At 57.6% G+C, this 20,099-nt stretch carries 22 protein-coding genes; 13 read left to right on the forward strand and 9 right to left on the reverse strand.

Translation table 11 applies throughout. The features are described 5' to 3' along the window. The first annotated feature begins 29 nt into the window (after positions 1 to 29). On the forward strand, positions 30 to 839 hold the full coding sequence (locus BLP99_RS13860; protein WP_092180539.1) for an alpha/beta fold hydrolase: 810 nt from the start codon (positions 30 to 32) through the stop codon (positions 837 to 839). 164 nt (positions 840 to 1,003) lie between these two features. Here BLP99_RS13860 and BLP99_RS13865 read toward each other — a convergent pair whose 3' ends face one another. Beyond that, positions 1,004 to 1,897, reverse strand: a complete 894-nt coding sequence (locus BLP99_RS13865) for a LysR family transcriptional regulator (RefSeq protein ID WP_072398142.1) — start codon at positions 1,895 to 1,897, stop codon at positions 1,004 to 1,006. A 94-nt stretch (positions 1,898 to 1,991) separates the two neighbouring features. Between BLP99_RS13865 and BLP99_RS13870 the strand changes: the two genes are divergently transcribed. The 5 genes from BLP99_RS13870 (at position 1,992) to BLP99_RS13890 (ending at position 6,009) form a co-directional block, all read left to right on the forward strand. Then, positions 1,992 to 3,158 carry an MFS transporter gene (locus BLP99_RS13870; RefSeq protein WP_072398141.1) on the forward strand — a complete coding sequence of 389 codons (1,167 nt, stop codon included), beginning with the start codon at positions 1,992 to 1,994 and terminating at the stop codon, positions 3,156 to 3,158. A gap of 114 nt (positions 3,159 to 3,272) precedes the next feature. Then, the gene (locus BLP99_RS13875; RefSeq protein ID WP_092180541.1) at positions 3,273 to 3,752 is read left to right on the forward strand and encodes a hypothetical protein; all 480 of its coding nucleotides are present in this window, start codon (positions 3,273 to 3,275) and stop codon (positions 3,750 to 3,752) included. A 12-nt stretch (positions 3,753 to 3,764) separates the two neighbouring features. Continuing rightward, a complete protein-coding gene (locus BLP99_RS13880; protein ID WP_092180543.1) occupies positions 3,765 to 4,007 on the forward strand; it encodes a hypothetical protein in 243 nt (80 codons plus the stop codon). Between the two features lie 197 nt (positions 4,008 to 4,204). After that, the gene (locus BLP99_RS13885; protein WP_092180545.1) at positions 4,205 to 5,368 is read left to right on the forward strand and encodes an ATP-binding protein; all 1,164 of its coding nucleotides are present in this window, start codon (positions 4,205 to 4,207) and stop codon (positions 5,366 to 5,368) included. A gap of 32 nt (positions 5,369 to 5,400) precedes the next feature. Continuing rightward, complete coding sequence (locus BLP99_RS13890) at positions 5,401 to 6,009, forward strand: alpha/beta fold hydrolase (RefSeq protein ID WP_092180584.1); 609 nt, start codon at positions 5,401 to 5,403, stop codon at positions 6,007 to 6,009. A gap of 30 nt (positions 6,010 to 6,039) precedes the next feature. On the opposite strand, the gene BLP99_RS13895 is transcribed toward BLP99_RS13890, so the two are convergent. Further along, complete coding sequence (locus BLP99_RS13895) at positions 6,040 to 6,450, reverse strand: winged helix-turn-helix transcriptional regulator (protein ID WP_256327855.1); 411 nt, start codon at positions 6,448 to 6,450, stop codon at positions 6,040 to 6,042. Between the two features lie 86 nt (positions 6,451 to 6,536). Between BLP99_RS13895 and BLP99_RS13900 the strand changes: the two genes are divergently transcribed. From BLP99_RS13900 to BLP99_RS13925, 6 genes are all read left to right on the forward strand, one after another. Beyond that, entirely contained in the window at positions 6,537 to 7,376 is an 840-nt protein-coding gene (locus BLP99_RS13900; protein ID WP_092180549.1) for an SDR family oxidoreductase, read from the forward strand. Between the two features lie 254 nt (positions 7,377 to 7,630). After that, the gene (hxsA2, locus tag BLP99_RS13905; protein ID WP_072432249.1) at positions 7,631 to 7,936 is read left to right on the forward strand and encodes a His-Xaa-Ser repeat protein HxsA2; all 306 of its coding nucleotides are present in this window, start codon (positions 7,631 to 7,633) and stop codon (positions 7,934 to 7,936) included. Continuing rightward, the gene (hxsD, locus tag BLP99_RS13910; protein WP_072432248.1) at positions 7,936 to 8,241 is read left to right on the forward strand and encodes a His-Xaa-Ser system protein HxsD; all 306 of its coding nucleotides are present in this window, start codon (positions 7,936 to 7,938) and stop codon (positions 8,239 to 8,241) included. Before hxsA2 ends, hxsD begins: the two co-directional genes overlap by 1 nt. Next, positions 8,234 to 9,691 carry a His-Xaa-Ser system radical SAM maturase HxsB gene (gene hxsB, locus BLP99_RS13915; protein WP_092180551.1) on the forward strand — a complete coding sequence of 486 codons (1,458 nt, stop codon included), beginning with the start codon at positions 8,234 to 8,236 and terminating at the stop codon, positions 9,689 to 9,691. Before hxsD ends, hxsB begins: the two co-directional genes overlap by 8 nt. Next, entirely contained in the window at positions 9,685 to 10,845 is a 1,161-nt protein-coding gene (gene hxsC / locus BLP99_RS13920; protein WP_092180553.1) for a His-Xaa-Ser system radical SAM maturase HxsC, read from the forward strand. The genes hxsB and hxsC overlap by 7 nt, the downstream gene beginning before the upstream one ends. Positions 10,846 to 10,909: 64 nt before the next feature. Next, the gene (locus BLP99_RS13925; RefSeq protein ID WP_092180555.1) at positions 10,910 to 13,948 is read left to right on the forward strand and encodes an STAND family AAA ATPase; all 3,039 of its coding nucleotides are present in this window, start codon (positions 10,910 to 10,912) and stop codon (positions 13,946 to 13,948) included. Between the two features lie 71 nt (positions 13,949 to 14,019). Here the strand turns inward: BLP99_RS13925 and BLP99_RS13930 are convergent, their stop codons facing one another. The 6 genes from BLP99_RS13930 to BLP99_RS13955 all read right to left on the reverse strand — a co-directional run bounded on the left by BLP99_RS13930 (position 14,020) and on the right by BLP99_RS13955 (position 18,924). Continuing rightward, positions 14,020 to 14,382 carry a DUF6124 family protein gene (locus BLP99_RS13930; protein WP_092180557.1) on the reverse strand — a complete coding sequence of 121 codons (363 nt, stop codon included), beginning with the start codon at positions 14,380 to 14,382 and terminating at the stop codon, positions 14,020 to 14,022. Between the two features lie 636 nt (positions 14,383 to 15,018). Then, the gene (locus BLP99_RS13935) at positions 15,019 to 15,654 is read right to left on the reverse strand and encodes an SCO family protein (protein ID WP_092180560.1); all 636 of its coding nucleotides are present in this window, start codon (positions 15,652 to 15,654) and stop codon (positions 15,019 to 15,021) included. Then, positions 15,651 to 16,550 carry a heme o synthase gene (gene cyoE / locus BLP99_RS13940; RefSeq protein WP_092180563.1) on the reverse strand — a complete coding sequence of 300 codons (900 nt, stop codon included), beginning with the start codon at positions 16,548 to 16,550 and terminating at the stop codon, positions 15,651 to 15,653. The genes BLP99_RS13935 and cyoE overlap by 4 nt, the downstream gene beginning before the upstream one ends. After that, positions 16,538 to 17,617 (reverse strand): COX15/CtaA family protein, encoded by a 1,080-nt coding sequence (locus tag BLP99_RS13945; RefSeq protein WP_072398090.1) that lies wholly within the window; start codon positions 17,615 to 17,617, stop codon positions 16,538 to 16,540. Before BLP99_RS13945 ends, cyoE begins: the two co-directional genes overlap by 13 nt. Before the next feature lie 10 nt (positions 17,618 to 17,627). After that, positions 17,628 to 18,221, reverse strand: coding sequence for a hypothetical protein (locus BLP99_RS13950; RefSeq protein ID WP_092180566.1), 594 nt, complete (start codon positions 18,219 to 18,221; stop codon positions 17,628 to 17,630). Continuing rightward, the gene (locus tag BLP99_RS13955) at positions 18,187 to 18,924 is read right to left on the reverse strand and encodes an SURF1 family protein (protein WP_092180569.1); all 738 of its coding nucleotides are present in this window, start codon (positions 18,922 to 18,924) and stop codon (positions 18,187 to 18,189) included. The genes BLP99_RS13950 and BLP99_RS13955 overlap by 35 nt, the downstream gene beginning before the upstream one ends. A gap of 70 nt (positions 18,925 to 18,994) precedes the next feature. Here BLP99_RS13955 and BLP99_RS13960 point away from each other — a divergent pair, with 70 nt between their 5' ends. Next, positions 18,995 to 19,198, forward strand: a complete 204-nt coding sequence (locus BLP99_RS13960) for a twin transmembrane helix small protein (RefSeq protein ID WP_072398076.1) — start codon at positions 18,995 to 18,997, stop codon at positions 19,196 to 19,198. An 8-nt stretch (positions 19,199 to 19,206) separates the two neighbouring features. Here the strand turns inward: BLP99_RS13960 and BLP99_RS13965 are convergent, their stop codons facing one another. Then, complete coding sequence (locus tag BLP99_RS13965) at positions 19,207 to 20,094, reverse strand: cytochrome c oxidase subunit 3 (RefSeq protein WP_053149528.1); 888 nt, start codon at positions 20,092 to 20,094, stop codon at positions 19,207 to 19,209. Positions 20,095 to 20,099: the final 5 nt, after the last annotated feature.

Here is a 20,099-nt window from a genome sequence, read left to right on the forward strand (position 1 = left end):
AGCACAACAATAGCCATAACAGAAAAGGAATGATCATGTTCAAGCTCAAATCGCTCTTGGCCGTCACCGTCACCGCCGCATTGGCTCTGACATCGCTCCACAGCACCGCCGCGCAACCCGATGCCACCAAGCCTACCGTCGTGCTGGTGCATGGCGCGTTCGCCGAGTCGTCCAGCTGGAATGGCGTCGCCGCCCGGTTGCTGAACCAGGGTTACCCGGTGGTGGCCGCCGCCAACCCGCTGCGTGGTGTGAAGCAGGACGCCGACTACGTCGCCGACATCGTCGAGCAGACCCCCGGCCCGGTAATCCTGGTGGGTCACTCCTACGGTGGCGCCGTGATCACCAACGCGGTGCACGGCAACCCACGGGTCAAGGCGCTTGTCTATGTCGCGGCTTTCGCGCCGGACAAAGGCGAAACCGCCATCGAGCTGTCCGGCCGCTACCCTGGCGGTACCCTCGGACCGACCCTGGCCGCTCCGGTGCAGTTGGACGACGGCAACAAGGATCTCTACATCCAGCAGGACAAATTCGGCCAACAGTTTGCCGCCGACGTGCCGGTGGCCGAGTCCGCATTGATGGCCGCCACCCAACGGCCCATCAGCGAGGCGGCCTTGAAGGAAGCGTCTGGCGAACCGGCCTGGAAAAAAACGCCGTCCTGGTTCATCTACGGTTCGGCGGATAAAAACATCCCCGAAGCGGCCCTTAAGTTCATGGCCGACCGTGCGGGCTCGAAAAAGACCGTCACCGTCCCAGGCGCCTCCCACGTGGTGATGACGTCCAACCCGGATAAAGTCGCGGAGCTGATCATCGAAGCGGCCCAAGCCAGTTCCAAGGGCTGACTCCACTGAACCGGGTCTTGGGCGCCAAAGGCCCGGTTCGCTTATCCGTCTGTTGTTTCGAGAAGCACCCAAAACCCGGCTCGGTAGGCCGGTTTTTTTCATTGGGAAGCGTTTCGTGGCGAGGGCGCTTGCCGGCGATGAGGGCCAAAGAGGGTTGGGTCGGCTTACATCCGATGATGCTCCACCAGGAAATCCACGAACACCCGCACCCGCGCCGGCATCGCCGCACCGCCCACGAACACGGCATGGATCGGTTCCCTATCGCCGGGGTTCCAAGGCTCCAGCAGCGGTACCAGATCGCCGCGCCGCAGATCCTCGGCCACGCTGAACTCGCCGATACGAGCAATGCCGGCGCCTACCCGTGCCAGTCGGGCGAGCGCCTCGCCACTGCTGCATTCGATGTTGCCGCTGACCTTCAGAGAAAACGCTTTCCCGTTGCGGATGAATGGCCAGTTGGGTTCGGCGCGGCGGAAGTTGAAGCGCAGGCAGTTGTGGCTCAACAACTCTTCCGGCTCCTGAGGTGTGCCATGGCGCTCCAGGTACTGCGGCGAGGCCACCACCACCTGGCCGGTTTCACCGATCTTGCGTGCCGTCAGCGGGCTGTCGGGCAGATGGCCGAAGCGCACTGCCACGTCGGCCTGACCGGCGAGAATATCCACCACTTCGTCCCCCAGGCTGAGGTCGATGACGATATTCGGGTAGCGGGCACTGAACGCCGCCACCAGCGGAACGATGGTCTGCCGCCCGTGGCCGAGGGCCGCACTGACCCGCAGACGCCCCTTGGGTACGCCCTGGTCGGCAATGGCTTCTTCGACCTCGGCCATGTCGGCCAGGATCCGCCGGGCGGCGCGCAGGTAAGCCTCGCCCTCGATGGTGAACGTGATCGCCCGGGTCGTGCGCAACAGCAGGCGGGTGCCAAGCCGTTGCTCGGTGCGCGCGATGATCCGGCTGACCGCCGAGGGGGTCAGCCCCAGCGCTCGCGCGGCCGCCGAGAGGCTGCCTTCCTGGGCCACCGTGGCGAACACCGTCATTTCACCTGACCGGCCCTGAATGTCCATTTGTGCTCCTTGCGCATAAGTGTTTGTAGAAAAAGCGATCTACCGCCAGGAAATCCAGGATCGTAGCATCTGCGGCACAGATAAGGAGTCTTCCATGCAGATCAATCCTCCACTCGTCGCACTCGCTATCGGTGCCTTTGGCATCGGCGTCACCGAGTTCGCCCCCATGGGCATGTTGCCCGGCATCGCGGCGGACCTCGGCGTTTCCATTCCGGCGGCAGGCTTGCTCGTCAGTGCTTACGCCATGGGCGTGCTGCTGGGCGCGCCGCTGATGACCCTGACCACCGGCAGGGTCCCCCGGCGCTATCTGTTGATCGGGTTGATGGCCATATTCACCTTGGGCAACCTGATGTCGGCGCTGGCGACCGACTACTACAGCCTGCTGGCGGCCAGGGTGGTGACCTCGCTGAACCACGGCGCGTTCTTTGGCGTTGGCTCCATTGTCGCCGCCAGCGTGGTCGCCCCGGAAAAACGCGCAGGAGCGGTCGCCGCCATGTTCATGGGCCTGACCCTGGCGACCATCGGCGGCGTGCCGCTGGCCGCCTGGTTTGGCGATCTGTTCGGCTGGCGCACGGCCTTCTGGGGCATCACCGGTCTCGGCGTGCTGGCCATGGTCGCGTTGTGGTTCGCCCTGCCCGATGTACCACTGCCGAAAAGCGGCGGCGCAGCGGCGGAAATCCGCGTGCTCGGCCGTGGCCCGGTACTGGCCGCGCTGGCCCTCACCGTGGTCGGCTCGGGGGCGATGTTCACCGTCTTCACTTACATTGCGCCGATCCTGAGCAGCGAAACCCACGCATCCACCCCCTTCATCACCGCCATGCTGGTGCTGTTTGGCGTGGGGCTGACACTGGGCAACATGTGGGGCGGCAGGGCGGCCGATCGTTCGATAGACCGCACCCTGATCGTTTCCCTGAGCGTGCTCATCGTCGTCTTGCTGGCGTTCACCGTCCTGATGCGCTGGTCGCTGCCGACCAGCGTGGCCATCCTGGTCTGGGGCATCGCCAGCTTCGCCCTGGTACCGCCCTTGCAGATGCGCGTGATGGAAGCCGCCAAGGACGCTCCCAACCTGGCCTCGGCGGTGAATATCGGGGCCTTCAATTTCGGCAACGCCATCGGCGCGGCCCTGGGTGGCGCGGTGATCAACGCCGGGCTGGGCTACCCGGCGATCCCCCTGGCCGGCGCGGCGATGGCGGGGGTGGGGCTGCTGATGGTGCTGGGTTTTGCCTGGCGTTCCAGAGGGGTTGAGGCTTCGGTGGTGTGATAGGGAGGGGGATGGGTTTGCTTGAAGGCAAATCTGTCCCTTTGATGAAATGATTTGAATCCAATCTGCACCTTATAGAAAATCGCCCCCTTTTGTCTCGAAAGGATACGGGCGATGAAGTTCGAAGGGACTTTCCAATACATGGGCAATCACGGGATCGTCTTCAACGTCTCGCAGATCACCCTCACCGACAGTGAACGCGGACGTCTGCGCGAGCTGCATTTTGGCGAAGCGAAAAGCGCCCACTATGACGTCAACAGCAAGGTCGTCGAGGTATACGACAAGATGCAGGCCAAGAACCTGCCGTGCTTGATGATGATCGGCATCTCCAAGCCGTTGACCCGGCAACAGGGCGATGCCCTCAATGCCCAACGCACCACGATCGCCAATCTTGCCACCACTGCTTTCGCTGCCGCCGCCAAGGCTGTGGCCCCCTCCTCCGTGGCGGCAACTGTAGGGGCTGGTGTGCGCAGGTATGTCAATGAAACCCTACCCACCTACCATGCGGGCGATGTGCTGGTCAGCATCGAGGCGCAGGTCAACGGCGGTATCGGCCCGCAACGCACCCTTTCGACGTTAATCATCAAGACCTGACTGGAGACGTACATGTCCGACATTACTCAATTGGTCATTGCCTTGCTGGTGTCCTTTCTGCTCGATCGGTTTCTCAAGCCGTATCTGCTGCGCAAGTGGCTGGGAGTGGCGTTGGTGGCGGCGGGTGCGGTTGGTTCCTTTGGCGCAGGTCAGAGCCGCTTGTTGGGGTTTGATCTGGGGTTGTGGGCGGCTTTTGCCGTGGCGATTGGGATGGGGTTGTTCATGAGGCGGCGGCGGTTTGAGCAGGTTGGCTGAAACAAGGGGGCAGATTTGCCCTGTGGCGAGGGAGTTTGCTCCCGCTTGACCGGACTGGCGTTCCAGTGCGCAGCACGCATGGAAAACATCAGAAATAAATCCACATCTATTGGATGCTAGCAATGTATAGCCAAAGCTAGCTTGTTAGGCTAGCTTTGGCTATCTTTCTATAGATTTTGCTATTTTGTGAGGTCGACATGGATCCCTACCGTAATCCGTTTGCGCCCGGCGCGGGCAGCAGGCCCCCTGAATTGGCGGGGCGCGACCAGATTCTTGAGGCAGCAAGAATTGCCTGTGGACGGGCCATCAATGGGCGAAGTGCGCGTTCCATCATGCTCCTTGGGTTGAGGGGCACGGGTAAGACAGTCCTGTTGAATGAGATAGGAAAAATTGCAAAGCAAGAAGGCCTTCTCGTCTCCAAGGTCGAGTCGCCAGAACGTGAAAGCCTTGCGCGTCTTCTTTACCCTGAAATGCGAAAGGTCATGCGCGCGCTATCCAGCGTTGAGGCTGCCAAGCAAATCGCCAATCGTGGGCTGAAAGGGCTCCGCAGTTTTGCATCCATTTTCAAGATTGATATCGGCGGCATTGAGATCGGTGTCGAGCCTGAGCCCGGCCTCGCGGATAGCGGAAATCTTCAATACGATCTTCCAGATCTTTTTACTGTAATAGGTGAAGCGGCACAGGCCGCCGGCAAAGGCTGGATTCTGCTCATTGATGAAGTGCAATACCTCACCGAAGCAGATCTATCGGCGCTGATTGTCTCTATCCATCACATGTCGCAAGAAGGGCTTCCGGTATTGCTGGTCGGTGCTGGTCTTCCGCAAGTCGCCCGGCTGGCGGGTGAAGCGAAGTCATATGCCGAGCGGCTTTTCCTTTATCCGGAGGTGGGGGCGCTTGATCAAGCGTCTGCTGTTCAAGCTGTTCAAAAGCCGATCGTGGAGGAGGAAGCCTCTATAGACACTGCAGCTCTGGACAGTATCGTTGATCGGACGCAGGGCTATCCTTTCTTCCTTCAAGAGTGGGCTTCCACTGCATGGAACAACGCCGAGGGGCCTGAAATTACTGTTGACGATGTCGAGCACTCTTATGCCGAGACATTGGCCTCTCTTGACGCGGGTTTCTTCAGGGTCCGCATTGATCGGCTTACACCTTCGGAAGTGCAGTTTGTGAAGACCATGTCCGAGCTGGGTGACGGCCCTTATGCCATCGCTGATATTGCGAAGGCGATGGGACGTTCCCAATCATCACTTGGACCGACTCGGGCCAACATCATTTCCAAGGGTATGATCTACAGCACCGATCACGGTTACCTGAATTTCACGGTTCCACTTTTCGCGGAATATATGCGGCGTCAGGTGTGAAACCTGCAATGTTCCCGAGCAAGCGCCAGCCCATGCCCCCTTCCCCCACCAAACTCCTCTTCCTCCCCGGAGCCTCAGGCAACACCCAATTCTGGCATCCAGTCGCCCAACGCCTGACCCACCCAGCACAGCAACGCCATATCGGCTGGCCCGGCTTTGGCGACACGCCACCCTCGCCTGACATCGCCGGCATGCAAGACCTGGCGACCCGCGTGCTGACCGAAATCGACCAGCCCACCGCGTTGGTGGCGCAATCCATGGGCGGTATCGTCGCGGTGCTTGTCGCGCTTGAGCGTCCCGAGCTGATCACCCATCTGACGCTGACCGTCACCTCCGGCGGCGTGGATATGTCCGATCTGGACGCGCAGGACTGGCGCCTGGAATTTGCCGCCGCCAACCCCACGCTGCCGAGGTGGTTTCTCGACGACCACACCGACCTCACGCTGCGGTTGGCCGAGTTGCGCATGCCGGTTCTGCTCCTGTGGGGTGATGCGGACCCGATCAGCCCGGTTCGTGTCGGCCAGCGTCTTGCTCGTCTGCTGCCCCGCGCGGAGCTGCATGTGTTTCCTGGCGCCGATCACAGCCTGGGCTTTACACATGCCGATGAGGTGGCGAGGTTGATCGACAGGCATCTGGCCTGAGAGTGAGCGGGGCTCCGTCGAGCAGCCCAATCACTCCCGCGCTCCACCCTCCAACCGACCCCGCCGCACCGCCATAATCTGCGGAATCTTCTCCTCGATCCAATTCACCATCACCTCAAGATGCTCCGCCGCCTCCCGACCCAACGGCGTCAAGCGGTACTCCACATGCGGCGGCACCACCGGCAGCGATTTGCGGCTGACCAACCCATCCGCTTCAAGCTCCTGCAACGTCTGCGACAGCATCTTCTCACTGACCCCGCCAATCTTGCGGCGCAGCTCGCTGAAGCGGTGCATTCCGCCCAGCAGGATGACCAGCACCAGCACGCCCCAGCGGCTGGTCATGTGTTTGAGAACTTCGCGAGAAGGGCAGTCGGCGCTCAGTACGTCGCCGCGTCGGACAGCGGCGCTAAACGACTCGGAATTTTCGGTGGCTGTGTCCACGATACTTACCTTTATGTACGTACTTACAAAAAGTTACCTTGGTCCCTAGGATGGCTTTTCGTCCTTTCCCCATCAAGGTATTTGTCATGATCGCCATCACCGGAGCCTCCGGCCAACTGGGCCGTCTCGTTATCCAGTCCTTGCTTGAACGCGTGCCCGCCGGGCAAATCGTCGCCCTGGTCCGAGACCCCGGCAAAGTCCAGGACCTGGCCGCACGGGGCGTGGTGGTCCGCACCGCCGACTACAACCAGCCGGCCACATTGACTGCCGCGCTCAACGGCGTCGATAAACTGCTGTTGATCTCCTCCAATGAACTGGGCAACCGCGCCGCCCAACACCGCGCCGTGATCGATGCCGCCAAGGCCGCGGGTGTCGCGCTCCTGGCCTACACCAGTGTCCTGCACGCCGACACCTCCACCCTAGGCTTGGCCGCTGAACACCGCGATACCGAAGCCGCCTTGAAGGCCTCGGGCGTGCCCCACGTATTGCTGCGCAACGGCTGGTACACCGAAAACCACCTGGCGAACGTACCGAGCGCCGTGGAACATGGCGTCCTGCTCGGCAGCGCCGGCGAGGGCCGCATCAGCTCCGCGCCCCGTGCCGACTACGCCCAAGCCGCCGCGGTGGTGCTGACCACTGAAGGGCAGGCGGGCAAAGTCTATGAACTGGCGGGGGATAGCAGCTATACGTTGACCGAACTGGCTGCGTTGATCAGCCAGAAAACGGGTAAGCCGGTGGTTTATCAGAATTTGCCGCAGGCTGAGTTTGAGGGGGTGTTGGTCAGTGTGGGATTGCCGGCGGGGTTGGCGGCGTTGCTGGCGGATTCTGATGCGGCGGCGGCTAAAGGGGCGTTGTTTGATGAGAGTGGGGTGTTGGGGCGGTTGATTGGGCGGGGGACTACGCCTGTTAGGGAGTCTTTGGGTTAAGTAGCCGATTAGAAGGCAGGAAAGCGGCGTCACGGGCCGGTCGAGATCGACCGGTCCACAGCGCTGGCGGAGGATAGGCCTGATATCGCTACGTCGGAGACAAAGTGAATTTGTCTCCGTTTTCTATGGGCTTCACAGCTGTGGGTAACGGTCTTTTTGAAGATGTGGGTGCTAAAGTCGATTAATGGCACTTTGCCTTAAATCGAAACGGCTCTATAGTGATATATAACCACACCATTCACAGGGATGTTGAAATGAAAAAGCGTGATTTTCTGCTGCCCCTTGCCACTCTGACTGCCGCTGTCACCGCCAACCAAGCATCGGCCTCCATTCCGACGACCAACACTGATAAGGCAGATGAAAGCACTGCCCTTGAGAACCAAGTCGCGGCACTGCCAATCGTCAATGTTGGCGAGCAGATGGTCACCGGTCGCCAAGGTGACAACCTCTTCAGTTTTATCCTCAAGCGCGGTGAAGATGGCCAGATGGTCGCTGCCCATTATTCGCATAGATCACACGCGTCCCATAGTTCCCACAGCTCGCATTACTCGAGCCGCTAATGGCCGGCCTCGCGGAGCTGACCTTCGACAGTCAGCTGTACGGAGCCGAAGCAATACAGAAGGCGGCATACCGTGCTATGCACGCCTTCACTCTCGACCTGAAAGTCGACGGCGATAACATTCTCTGTACGCTGATTGGCAATATCACAACTGAGCAGGGAACCTTTGAGCGTGCCGTTGAAGAGTTCCGAAAGGACGTGCTCGACTATCAGTTGCGTGCTCAGCTTCAGGCTGAAACCGCCCCTATCCGCAACCTCATAATAGGGCTGGCCTTCTCCAACGCCAGGCTGAACCCAAGTGAGTAAATTTCAGGGGCTGGATGCCTATACCCGGAGCGCCAAATACGAATTGCTGCCGTTCAAGTTCGACCGTCTTGAAGGTAATAACTACGTCATTACCAACATGACCGGCGAGTACCTGGAGGTGGCAAAGCCAGAGTTGCACGTCCTTATCGCCAAAGATCTTGCAACGGAGCATCCGCTCTTCGCATCGCTGCGCGCCAAGCATTTCATCCGTTATGCCGACGAGCAGGCGCCCCTCGATTTGCTCGCATTGAAACTACGTACGAGACTATCGCGACTGACAGGGTTCACCAGCTTGCACATCTTTGTGGTGACACTGCGCTGTGACCACAGCTGCCCTTATTGCCAGGTTTCGCGGCAAATGGATGGTGCAACTTCCTTCGACATGACGCCAGATATGGCGGACAAGGCTTTGGATTTCGTCTTTCGATCTCCCAATCCTGCGATCAAGATCGAGTTCCAGGGCGGCGAACCACTTTTGAATTTCGAAATGGTGCGCTACGTAGTAGAGGCTGCAAAGCGACGGAACCTGGAGGAAAAGCGTGATCTTGAGTTCGTCATTGCTACCACGTTGTCGCTGCTCACCGACGACGTCCTCGCGTTCTGCCACAAGCACGACATTATCCTTTCGACCTCACTCGATGGCCCAGCAGACCTGCACAATGCAAATCGGCCACGCGTCGGTCGTGACAGTTTCGAACGTTTCGAAGCAGGCTTGGCCAAGGCTCGCAATGTCCTGGGCGTGGACAAAGTTAGCGCTCTGATGACAACCACTGACAAGAGCCTGCCTCGTGTCAGAGAAATCATCGACGAGTACGTTCGACTTGGTTTCAACGGTATCTTCCTGCGGGCGCTTTCTCCGTATGGCTTCGCCATAAAAACACGCAAATTCATGACCTACGATACGGAGCGGTGGCTGGAGTTCTATAAAGAAGGGCTTGCCTACATCCTTGAACTCAACAAAGCCGGCATCCCTTTCGTTGAGCACTATGCATCCCTGATTCTCAAGAAAATGCTGACCAGCAATGACCCAGGCTACGTCGACCTGATGAATCCTGCAGGGGCTGGTATCGCAGCGATCGTCTTCAACTATGACGGTTCAGTCTATGCCTCAGACGAGAGTCGAATGCTTGCAGAAATGGGGGATCAGACGTTCCGATTGGGCAATATCCTGACTGACAGCTACGAAGACATCATTCTTTCCGATGTACTGCTCGATGCCTTGGAACAATCATTCACTCTGAGCGCGCCAATGTGTTCCGACTGCGCTTTTGAACCCTACTGCGGCGCCGAACCAGTGTTCCATCACGCCATATTCAAGGACGTTCTAGGCAGAAAGGCTGAGTCCTCGTTCTGCAAGCGGAACATGTCGATCTTCAAACACCTTATCGGCCTGATGAACTCAGACGCCTCTACTCGCCGCCTCTTCATGCAATGGGCTAACGCATGCTGAAACTCGCTGGGAAAGTCGGGCGAATCCAACTGGTCGAAGTCCAGGATCGTCCATTGCTACTGCAGGTCAGCACAAATCCGGCGATCCCAATGGTGCTGCGGGCAACGCGAGCATTTTTGGTTTCTGAACAGGAATTGCCTGAAGGCTACCTGCACTATTTGATTCCCGAAGGTCTTGAATGGCGCGTGCAGGAGCTGGAAGGGAAGAGTTCATTTACCTTACTGCCCAACGACTATAACTACCTGGGGCACGGGGACATCATTCGGCTGGACGGTCAGGCGATTCGGGTGCTCTTCAGGGCCAATTCCAGACATAACTCGTTGTTGGTGACCGAGCAGTGCAACCACTATTGCCTCATGTGCTCTCAACCACCCAAGATCATTGACGACAGCTGGATCCTCGATGAACTCGAAGCACTGATTCCCTTGATCCCCGGAGAAACAACCGAGGTAGGGTTCTCAGGTGGAGAACCAACGCTGGCCGGGGCTCGATTCATCAATCTCATTCGGATGATGAAGTCCTACCTCCCCAGAACTGTCGTGCATGTGCTCTCAAACGGGCGCACGTTCGCCGATGAGTCATTTGCTCGCCAGTACGCAGAGGTCGATCATCCCGACATCATGATCGGGATCCCGCTTTACTCTGATGATCCAGACTTGCATGACTACATCGTGCAGGCACCTGGAGCATTTCACGAAACGGTTCAAGGCATCCTCAACCTCAAGCGGCTGAACCAGAAGGTTGAAATTCGAATCGTCCTGCACAAACAGTCGATCAGTCGCCTGCCGCAACTGTGCGAGTACATTGCGCGAAATCTACTCTTCGTTGACCACGTGACGCTGATGGGATTGGAAATGATCGGCTTCACGCGGGCCAATCTGGAAGCCTTGTGGATCGACCCCGCAGACTACCGAGACGTTCTGAGTGAAGCTGTAGGTATCTTGGCTGCTTATCGAATGAACGTGTCTGTCTATAACCACCAATTGTGCCTGGTGAACGACGATGTGCTTCCTTACTACCGTAAGTCCATAAGCGATTGGAAGAACGAGTACGTGCCAGAGTGTGACGGTTGCGTACGTAAGTCTGAATGCGGTGGCTTTTTTTCTTCTGGTGTACGTAATGGATATAGCAAAGGTATTACCCCTTTCTTGTGATGATGTGTGAAAGGGCCCGATTTACTATCTGAAAAAGTATAAGCACGGTTAAGTAAGGGATTTTATGAGCAAGCTTGCAGTAATACATATTAGTGATATCCATGTAAAGAACTCGAGTGATGCGTCATTAAAAAAAGCCCCAATTATTGCCAGCGCTTGCTTCTCTGATGCACGCGATGCCGATGCATGCTTAATTGCGCTCACTGGTGATGTAGCTTTTTCGGGGGCAGAAGAGCAATACACTTTAGCTAAAAAGCATTTAATCGATCCTCTTGTCTCGGCCATAGAAAATGAAACAGGAAAGCCCGTATACATCTCTATAGTCCCTGGTAATCATGATTGCGTTCTCATACCAAAAAATACAGTTAGAGAAACTCTAATCGATGCGGTAATAGAAAGCCCAACGAAGGCCGAAGATGAGTCTCTAGTCGAAGTATGCGCTTCGGCGCAAAGTCATTTCTTCAAATTTTTGGATGATTCTTTGAGTCCTTCAGCTGAAAAGTTTTCAAAACTCTTTTGGCAGCAAGAAATTTTAGTGGGTGACTTTTGCATTAGAATATCCTCTCTGAATGCTGCTTGGATGTCTCGATTGGAGGAAAAACAAGGTGAATTAGCATATCCTGTCTCCCGATTTGATAGTCAGCTCGCATCTCCAGCAAACCTACACTTAGCGCTAATTCATCACCCGTTTAATTGGTATTCACAATCCGCTTATCAACAACTAAGAAAGCGCCTACGGTTAAGTTGTACCGCTATTTTAAGTGGGCACGAGCACGTTGGTAATATTGGTGTAATTGACGATCAAAACTCTGGAAGCTCTATTTTCATGGAGTCAGCCGCATTATTGCCGCATGAACAGGGTGTAGAGCCTGGGTTTAGCTCTTATCTTTTTGACTTGGAGTGCAAAGAAGTCTCAAGTCGCTCTTACGTTGTTGGGAACACACGAGCCACGCAAATTGGCGAGGTCTCCACTAGGAAGTGGTCCGATGATTCACTAATCCATGGTGCGCTTAATATAACGCCGAGCTTTATGCGGACTCTGTGCGATCCCGGTGGAAATTTTACACACTCAGCGAAAGAACGATTGCAGCTTGAGGATGTGTTTGTATGGCCCGATATTAGGGATTGGAAGGATGAGGATATCCATGCGCAGCGTGCGCAATCAGCCCAGAAAATTATCGGTGGCCTGACCAACAATAAAAGAATCATGGTATATGGCGATGAAAAATCCGGAAAAACAACGCTGCTATATAATTACTTCAGAGAGCTTATTGCGCTAGGATATGCTCCCGTCTATCTTTCGCTGAGCGACATCACTATTGGGGGGCGCCAAGAAGCGGAACGTCGCATTGATAAAGCAATTACGGCCCAGTACTCTAATCCTGAGTCGGTCAGAAATCTATCCAAAGAAAAAAGGATCGTGCTTCTTGATGACATTGATAGGATAAAATCAGGAACTCAGACCATTCCTGTTCTACTTGAATACATCTCGGTCCATTTTTCTGGGATTTGCATCACCGCAGCGAGTGGGTTTGAAATTACAAATCTTGCATCAAGTGATACTACGACGGCGCTTTCAGATTTCGATGGTTTTGAGTTGATGAGGTTTGGCTTAAAGCTTCGCCATCAGTTAATTAAAAAGTGGTGCAGTCTTTCGGCGGTATCAACAAAGCAAGAAATGGATAAGCGCATTGATGAAGTAGAGTCGATTGTGAATTCTGTGATCGGGAAACAACTCGTGCCCGAGCATCCAATTTATTTGTTAATTCTTTTGCAAAGTAGCGAACAACATCGGCACGGTGAGATTCAAAATAGCGGGCTAAGCTTCTACTATCAATACTTAATAACGAAAAGTCTTGGTGAAGTTGGTGTAAGGCCAAAAGAGCTCGATGAACACTTTAATTATCTCTCGATTTTAGCTTGGAGATTCAATGAGTTATCTCAGAAGGAACTGGAAAAAATAGAACTAGATGTTTTCAATAGAACGTTCTCTGAGCGTTTCGTTTCGGTTGATCTTTCCGATAGACTCTCAATGCTTACAAAGGCAAGAATCCTTGCTAAGCGAGGAGATAACTATTCCTTCGCCTATCCATATATTTATTATTTTTTCATGGGTCGATATCTTTCTAAAAATTTAGATGACCCAAATATTAGTGCTTGGGTTGAAGAGTCATGTAAGAAGTTATATCTGCGAGATCGAGCTAATGCCGTGATGTTTTTAACGCATCATGTGGAAAATAAGTGGGTCATAAGTCAAATATGTCAAGTTTTACGAGAGTGCTTTAGTGACAAGCGTCCTATAGAACTCAATGGCGACACTTCATTTCTGAGTGACTTGGTGGAGCAGTCCTCCCAGTTAACACTTGATCCGCCTGACGTTGACCATAATCAATCCGCGGCCAGGGCGTACAGTGACACCCTAAACGAAAACGATAAAGAGCTTGACGTCCGCGAGTACGATGCACTCAGTATCGCTTCAAAATGGAATTTATTGCACAAGACGGCAGAAATATTAGGCCTGATACTAAAGAATTATTACGGTTCCCTCGAAAGGCCCCACAAGCAGGAAATGATCAAAGAAGTTTTTGATGGCCCTTTACGTGCTCTTAGACTGCTATTGGAAGAGATTTCCGTAGATATTCCGGCATTCGTTAGCGAATTGAAGCTTGTAGAGCAGGCTGCAAATAAGAACCTTTCTTCTGAAGAGGCTGAAAGGCGAGTAAAGCGAAAAGTGTTTAATGTGTTTGGTTGGGTCGCTACCGGTGTTGTGGCATCAGCCGGATCTTTCGTGTCCTCAGATAAGTTGCGGGAGGATATTGCCAGAGTGGTTGGGGAAAATAGTACTAATGCCTATCGTCTAATTGAAGCTGCAAGTTTGTTGTTGCGCCCAGGCATGATGCCAATGGATTTAATTAAAAAACTGGCGAGCGATCTTGATCACAATCCATACGCATTTGGAGTGCTACAAACGTTGGGGTTCAATCATATGTACATGTTCCATACTGACGAGCCTCAAAAACAAGCATTATGCAGTGCGTTAAAAATTTCTTTCGATAAGGCGAAGAAAATTGAACTTAAAAAGCATGGCAGGTCTTTAAATTAGCAGAAGTTTCAGTAGATGGAAGAATCAAAACCCAGCGCTGAGCGCTGGGTTTTTCATTGGTGGACCTTTATCTACCTCCCCGGCTCCACATTATCCAACACCCGATTCGCCAACAACGAACTCAGCTCAATCATCTGCTGAATCCCCAGCGCCAAATGACGCCTCGATCCATCCAGATCAAACGCCAGATCACTCACCATCGCATCAGCCGAAGCCAGCGTTTCACTGAGATTAGCGAGCAAGCATTCGTTATCGAGTCCCTTCACAACGCTGAAAACCTGCCCCGGTTTCGGTTCGTCTTTGGATGGATCAGGCTTGGGCTGCAAGTAGTGATCGAGCACGCGTTTGGTGGTTTCTTCTTGTTTCCTGGCCTTGGCTTTTGCGGACTGTGTAGTGGGGTCTGTTTCTGGAGGGTTCGGAGTTACTTTGAACATTGGTGTGATCCTCTAATGGGGCCGCACCATTTCGCTACTAAACGGATGGAGGCGGCTGTGCGCAAGTTAGTAGACCGGTGATCACACCAAACCCGGCGCGCCCGAAGGCGCCATGCGCACAGCCACCATCGAGAATAGGCTAATGCCTGTCGATGAGACTTGTGCAACCGTGATGTGAACCGGGCTACTAAACCCGACCACTGATGGGCAGTGGCAGGAACGACAATAGAACCCAGGGACAAGGCGCACAAGCGGGCGGATTCTGGCGTAGTTGTAGGCAAAGGCGCAAGGAGGCGTGGCTTGGCGGAGGTGTGTAGGAGGGGTCTGTAGGAGCAGGGTTTGTCGGCGATGCGGGTGACTTGTTTTGGTCTGGAACCGTGTCGATTTCATCGCGAGCAAGCTCGCTCCCACAGGGGTTGGGGGCTGTTGCAGATAGTGTGTTCACCACCATCCGGTGTGGGAGCGGGGGCACAAGGCCCTCGGCCTGACCCAGCCATCGCGTTGTGCCATGTAGATCGCATTCAGCTTTTTGGGGGGCTGCTGCGCAGCCCAGCGGGGATAAATCCCCTCGCCACAAGGGACTTCCTCACCGCAAGGGATCGGCATGGCTTGGTTGAGCGGCATGCCCCTGGGGGGCTATTTGCGTTTGAGCATTTCCGGCAACTGCGCCACCAGTTTCTGGTTGTTCAACGGGGCGCGGATGAAGCCGCGTTGGCTGCCGTCCGGGCCGATGACGGCGAGGTTGCCGCTGTGATCCACCGTGTAGTTGGGCTTGCTGGTGTCCGCCGGGATGAAGGGAATGCTCACCGCGTTGGCCAGCTTCTGCAGGTCTTCGATGGATGAAGGGGTCAGGCCTTTGAACTGCGGGTCGAAGTAGCCCAGGTACTGCTTGAGCTGCTTGGGCGTGTCGCGGTTCGGGTCGACGCTCACCAGTACGATCTGCAACTTATCCACAGCCTCCTTCGGCAGCTCGCTTTTGATCTGGCGCAGTTGGGCGAGGGTGGTCGGGCAGATGTCCGGGCAGAAGGTGTAGCCAAAGAACAGCAGGCTCCATTTGCCCTTGAGCTCGTCCATCGCCACGGGCTGGCCGTCCTGGTCGGTCATTTTCACGTCCGGCAGGTTGCGGCTCTGGGGCAGCAGGATGATGCCGGCGTCGATCAACCCCGTCGGGTCGCCCTCGCCTTTGCCGGACAGTACTTTATTGACGGTGAGGCCGAGGATCAGCGCGATCACGGCCGCGAGGATAAAGACGGTTTTCTGGGTTCGGGTCATAGGCTCAACAATAGGTAGTGATCGACAAGCAGGGCGATGAACAGCAGGAACAAGTAGTAGATAGAGTACTTGAAGGTGTTGATCGCGGCGTGCGGCCGACTGCCACGGTACAACACCACGGCCCATTGCAGGAACCGCGCGCCGAGTACCAGGGCGCAAATCAGGTAGAGCAGGCCGCTCATCTGGATCACGAAGGGCATCAGGCTCACCGCCAGCAGCACCAGGGTGTACAGCAGGATATGCACCTTGGTGTAGTGCTCGCCATGGGTCACCGGCAGCATCGGGATATCGGCCTTGGCGTATTCCTCTTTACGGTGGATCGCCAGGGCCCAGAAGTGCGGTGGGGTCCAGGCGAAGATGATCAGCGCCAGCAGCAGCGGCTCGGCACTGACATGCCCGGTGGCCGCCACCCAGCCCAGCAGCGGTGGCGCCGCGCCGGCCAGGCCGCCGATGACGATGTTCTGCGGTGTCGCCCGCTTGAGGAACCCGGTATAGACCACCGCATAACCCAGCAGCGAAGCCAGGGTCAGCCACGCCGTGAGCGGGTTGGTGAAGGCCAGCAGCAAGGCCTGTCCGGCCACCGCCAGGGCGAGGGCGAACGTCAGGGCCGCGGCCGGCGAGACCCGGCCTTCGGCCAGTGGTCGCTTGTGTGTACGGGCCATCACCGCATCGATGCGCCGGTCCACAACATGGTTCACCGCCGCCGCGCCGCCGGCGCACAGGGCGATGCCCAGGTTGCCGAACACCAGCACCGTCCACGGTACGCCGGCGCGGGTGGCGAGGAACATGCCCACCAGGGAGGTGATCAGCATCAGCACCACGACCTTGGGTTTGGTCAGCTCCAGGTAATCGCGCCAGATCGCCTGGCTGTGGCGTTCACCGGTCAAGGTTGCCATGGCATCTCTCCTTTTATCGTGATGGGGGCGACGCCGTGTTTATGCGGGTTGAACCGCCAGCGCAGCGGGACCTGATGCTTGACCCGGACCAGGCTGGTGCGGGCGTGATAATTGACCAGCACCAGGGTCAGCAGCAGTGCGGCGCCCCCGGCGTTGTGGGCCACGGCCACCGGCAGCGGCAGGTGGAACAGCACGTTGCTGATGCCCAGGGTGATCTGCGCCGCCAGGGCCGCCAGCACCAGGCCGGCCAGCCGAGTCATGCCGACGCTCTTCAACTGCCAGGCCAGGCCCAGCAGCACCAGCGTCACCAGCAACGCGCCGATGCGGTGGGTCAGGTGGATGGCGGTGCGGGCGTCGCTATCGAGTTGCCCGCCCAGGTAGTTCGGGCCGATGTGCTGGGTCAGGTGAAAGCCGTTGGCGAAGTCGGCTGGTGGCAGCCATTGGCCGTGGCAGGTGGGGAAATCGATGCAGGCCACGGCGGCGTAGTTGGAGCTGACCCAGCCGCCGAGGGCGATCTGGCCGATCACCAGCAGCAGCCCGGCGGTGGCCCAGTGTTGCAGGCGCTTGGGCACGGTCAGCGCCGGCAGTACGCCGGACAATCTCAAGGTGAGCAGGAACAGCAGGCTCAAGGTGGCGAACCCACCCAGCAGATGTCCGGTGACCACTTGGGGCCAGAGCTTCAGGGTCACGGTCCACATGCCGAACGCCGCCTGGGCGAACACCACCGCCAGCAGGAACAGCGGCAGCTTCAACGGCTGGCCGGGACGACGCCGGTCCATCCAGGCGCGGGCGGCCAGCACTGCGATCATCAACCCCAGCGCGCCGGCGAAATAACGATGGACCATCTCGTTCCAGCCCTTGTGGGCTTCCACCGGCGCGTCGGGAAAGTGCAGTTCGGCATGGGCCAGTTGGGCTTCGCTCTTGGGCACGCTGATGAAGCCGTAGCAACCGGGCCAGTCGGGGCAACCGAGGCCGGCGTGGGTCAGTCGGGTGTAGGCGCCCAGCAGTACGACGATCAGTGCCAGCAGTGTGGCAAACAGCGCGAGGCGAAATCCTGGTTTGGCCATGTCGATGCCCTCATCCGATGTTCGACAGTTTCAGCAGGTGTCGCAGGTCGTTGAGCAGGTCCTTGCCCTTGACCCGGGCGTCATAGCGCAGCACCAGGTTGCTGTGGGGATCGATGATCCACAGCTGGGCACCGCCGGAACCCTGGGCGCCTTTCTGATAGGCCGGCAGGTCCAGCGGGTAGCGTTGCAGTTGCGGGTATTCGCGCTGCAGCTGGGCGCCGTATTCGGCATCCAGCGGTTGGGCGGCCGCCAGGGCGTGGCTGGCGCGGGAGGCATCGCGGCCCAGGCCGATCTGCACCTGCCGGGCCAGGTACACCAGCTGCCGGCAGTCCACCGAACATTCCTGCGGCGCGGTGACGAGGATCTGCCAGCGCTGTTCGTCGGCCTGTACGCCGATTTCGGCGCGGGTCTGGCCGGTGCCGATCAGCTCGCCGTGGTAGCTGCGGCTTTCCGGTACCCAGAACTGGAATTTGTACATGCCGGTGGCCAGGATCATCGGACCGATCACCCCCAGCACGATCAACAGTAGCTGCACGCGTCCTTTGCGCCGATTGCGCGCGGTGGCGGCCTCAGACGTGTTGGTTGGATTCATGGTGGTTCCCATGGTGTCTCCCTGCGTTATGCCATCCAAGATAAAGAAACAGGCCGAACAGCGCCGCCGCCATGGCGAACCACTGCACGGCGTAGCCGAGGTGTTTTTCCGGCCCCATGGCCACCACCGGCCAATCGGTCCGGTAGGCGCCGGGGCCGCTTTGTTGCCGTAGTTCATAGGCGAAGCCGTGGCGATCCAGTTCGGCCCAGAGCTTGTCCGGTTCGATGGCGGTGACCAGTCGCGGCCACGGCGCATCCACCGGGTCGGCGTGGAGCTGGAAGGTGGCGCCCGGCGCGACGTAGACCCAGGCCTGCAGGCTCACCGGTTGTTCGGGGGTGCTGAAGACCGGTGGGGTGCGGCGGTCGGGCCAGGGCAGCCAGCCACGATTGACCAGCAGCCACTGTCCGCTCGCCTGGTCGAGAAAAGGTTGCAGCAACTCGACGCCCACCTTGCCGTCGTGCTGGCGGTTGTCCAGCAGGATGCTGTGGGCGGCGTCGAACTGGCCGTGCAGGCTGACCCTGCGAAAGGCCGGATCCTGGGTTTGCGGCAGTTCGACGCTGGCCATCGGCGGCGCCACCCGGCGCTCGGCATAGGTGTCCATGAGCACGCGTTTCTGTTCGCCCCGGCTCAGTTGCCAGAACCCCAGGCACACCATCACCGGTACCAGCACGGCCACCACCAGCGACGGCAGGATGCCTGGCCGGAAGCCTTTCATGGCGCCGCCCCAAAGCTGTCGAACGAGATAGCTATACTCACGTGCATCGCGTCCCCCCGGAGTGTTCCTGATGCTCAAAGCAGCCATCGTCCTGATGCTGATTGCCACGATTGCCAGCCTGTTCAGTGGCCTGTTTTTTCTGGTCAAGGACGAAAGCGATTCCAATCGCCTGGTCATCGCCCTGGCGGTGCGGGTCGGCCTGGCCGCTGTCACCGTCGGCTTGATCGCCTGGGGTTTCTTCAGCGGCCAGTTGGTCTCTCACGCGCCTTGGTGACGGTGGTCTCAGAGCACGTAGACGAAGATGAACAGGCCGATCCACACCACATCGACGAAGTGCCAGTACCAGCTCGCGGCCTCGAAGCCGAACTGGTGCTCGTTGTCGAAGTGCCCGCGCATGATGCGCATCAGCATCACGAACAGGATGATCGTGCCGATGGTGACGTGGGCGCCGTGAAAGCCGGTGAGCATGAAGAACGTCGCACCGTAGATCCCCGAACCCAGGGTCAGGCCCAGCTCTTTATAGGCGTGGATGTATTCCTCGGCCTGGAAGCCCAGGAACGCGCACCCCAGTAGCACGGTGATCGCCAGCCAGAGTTTCAACGCGCCGCGATGGCCTTTCTTCAGGGCATGGTGGGCGATGGTCACGGTGACGCTGGAGCTGACCAGCAACACGGTGTTGAGCAGCGGCAGGCCCCAGGGGCTGATCACGTCCTTGGGCGGCGGGAAGAGTTTCGGATCGGGGTTGTTCAAAAGCGGCCAGACGTATTCGAAGTTCGGCCAGAGCATCTCCGACAGGCCCTTGCTGCCTTCGCCGGCCAGGCCCGGCGCCGACACCATGCGCACATAGAACAGGGCGCCGAAGAACGCGATGAAGAACATCACTTCGGAAAAGATGAACCAGCTCATGCCCCAGCGGAACGAGCGGTCGAGCTGCGCGCTGTACAGGCCGGCGCGGCTTTCCTTGATGACCGCGCCGAACCAACCGAAGAGCATGTAGGCGAGCAACAGGCCACCGACGAAAAAGATCAGCGGGCCGTGGGAATCCGGGCGCGCGGCTTTCAGGTCGTTGAACCAGGTCGCCAGGCCATACACCGTGACGAACATCCCGACCGTGGCGATGATCGGCCACTTGCTCTGGGCCGGAACGTAATAGTGCTCATGAGTTGCCATTTATT

The organism is Pseudomonas sp. NFACC32-1 (assembly GCF_900101215.1).
Taxonomy (GTDB): Bacteria; Pseudomonadota; Gammaproteobacteria; order Pseudomonadales; family Pseudomonadaceae; genus Aquipseudomonas.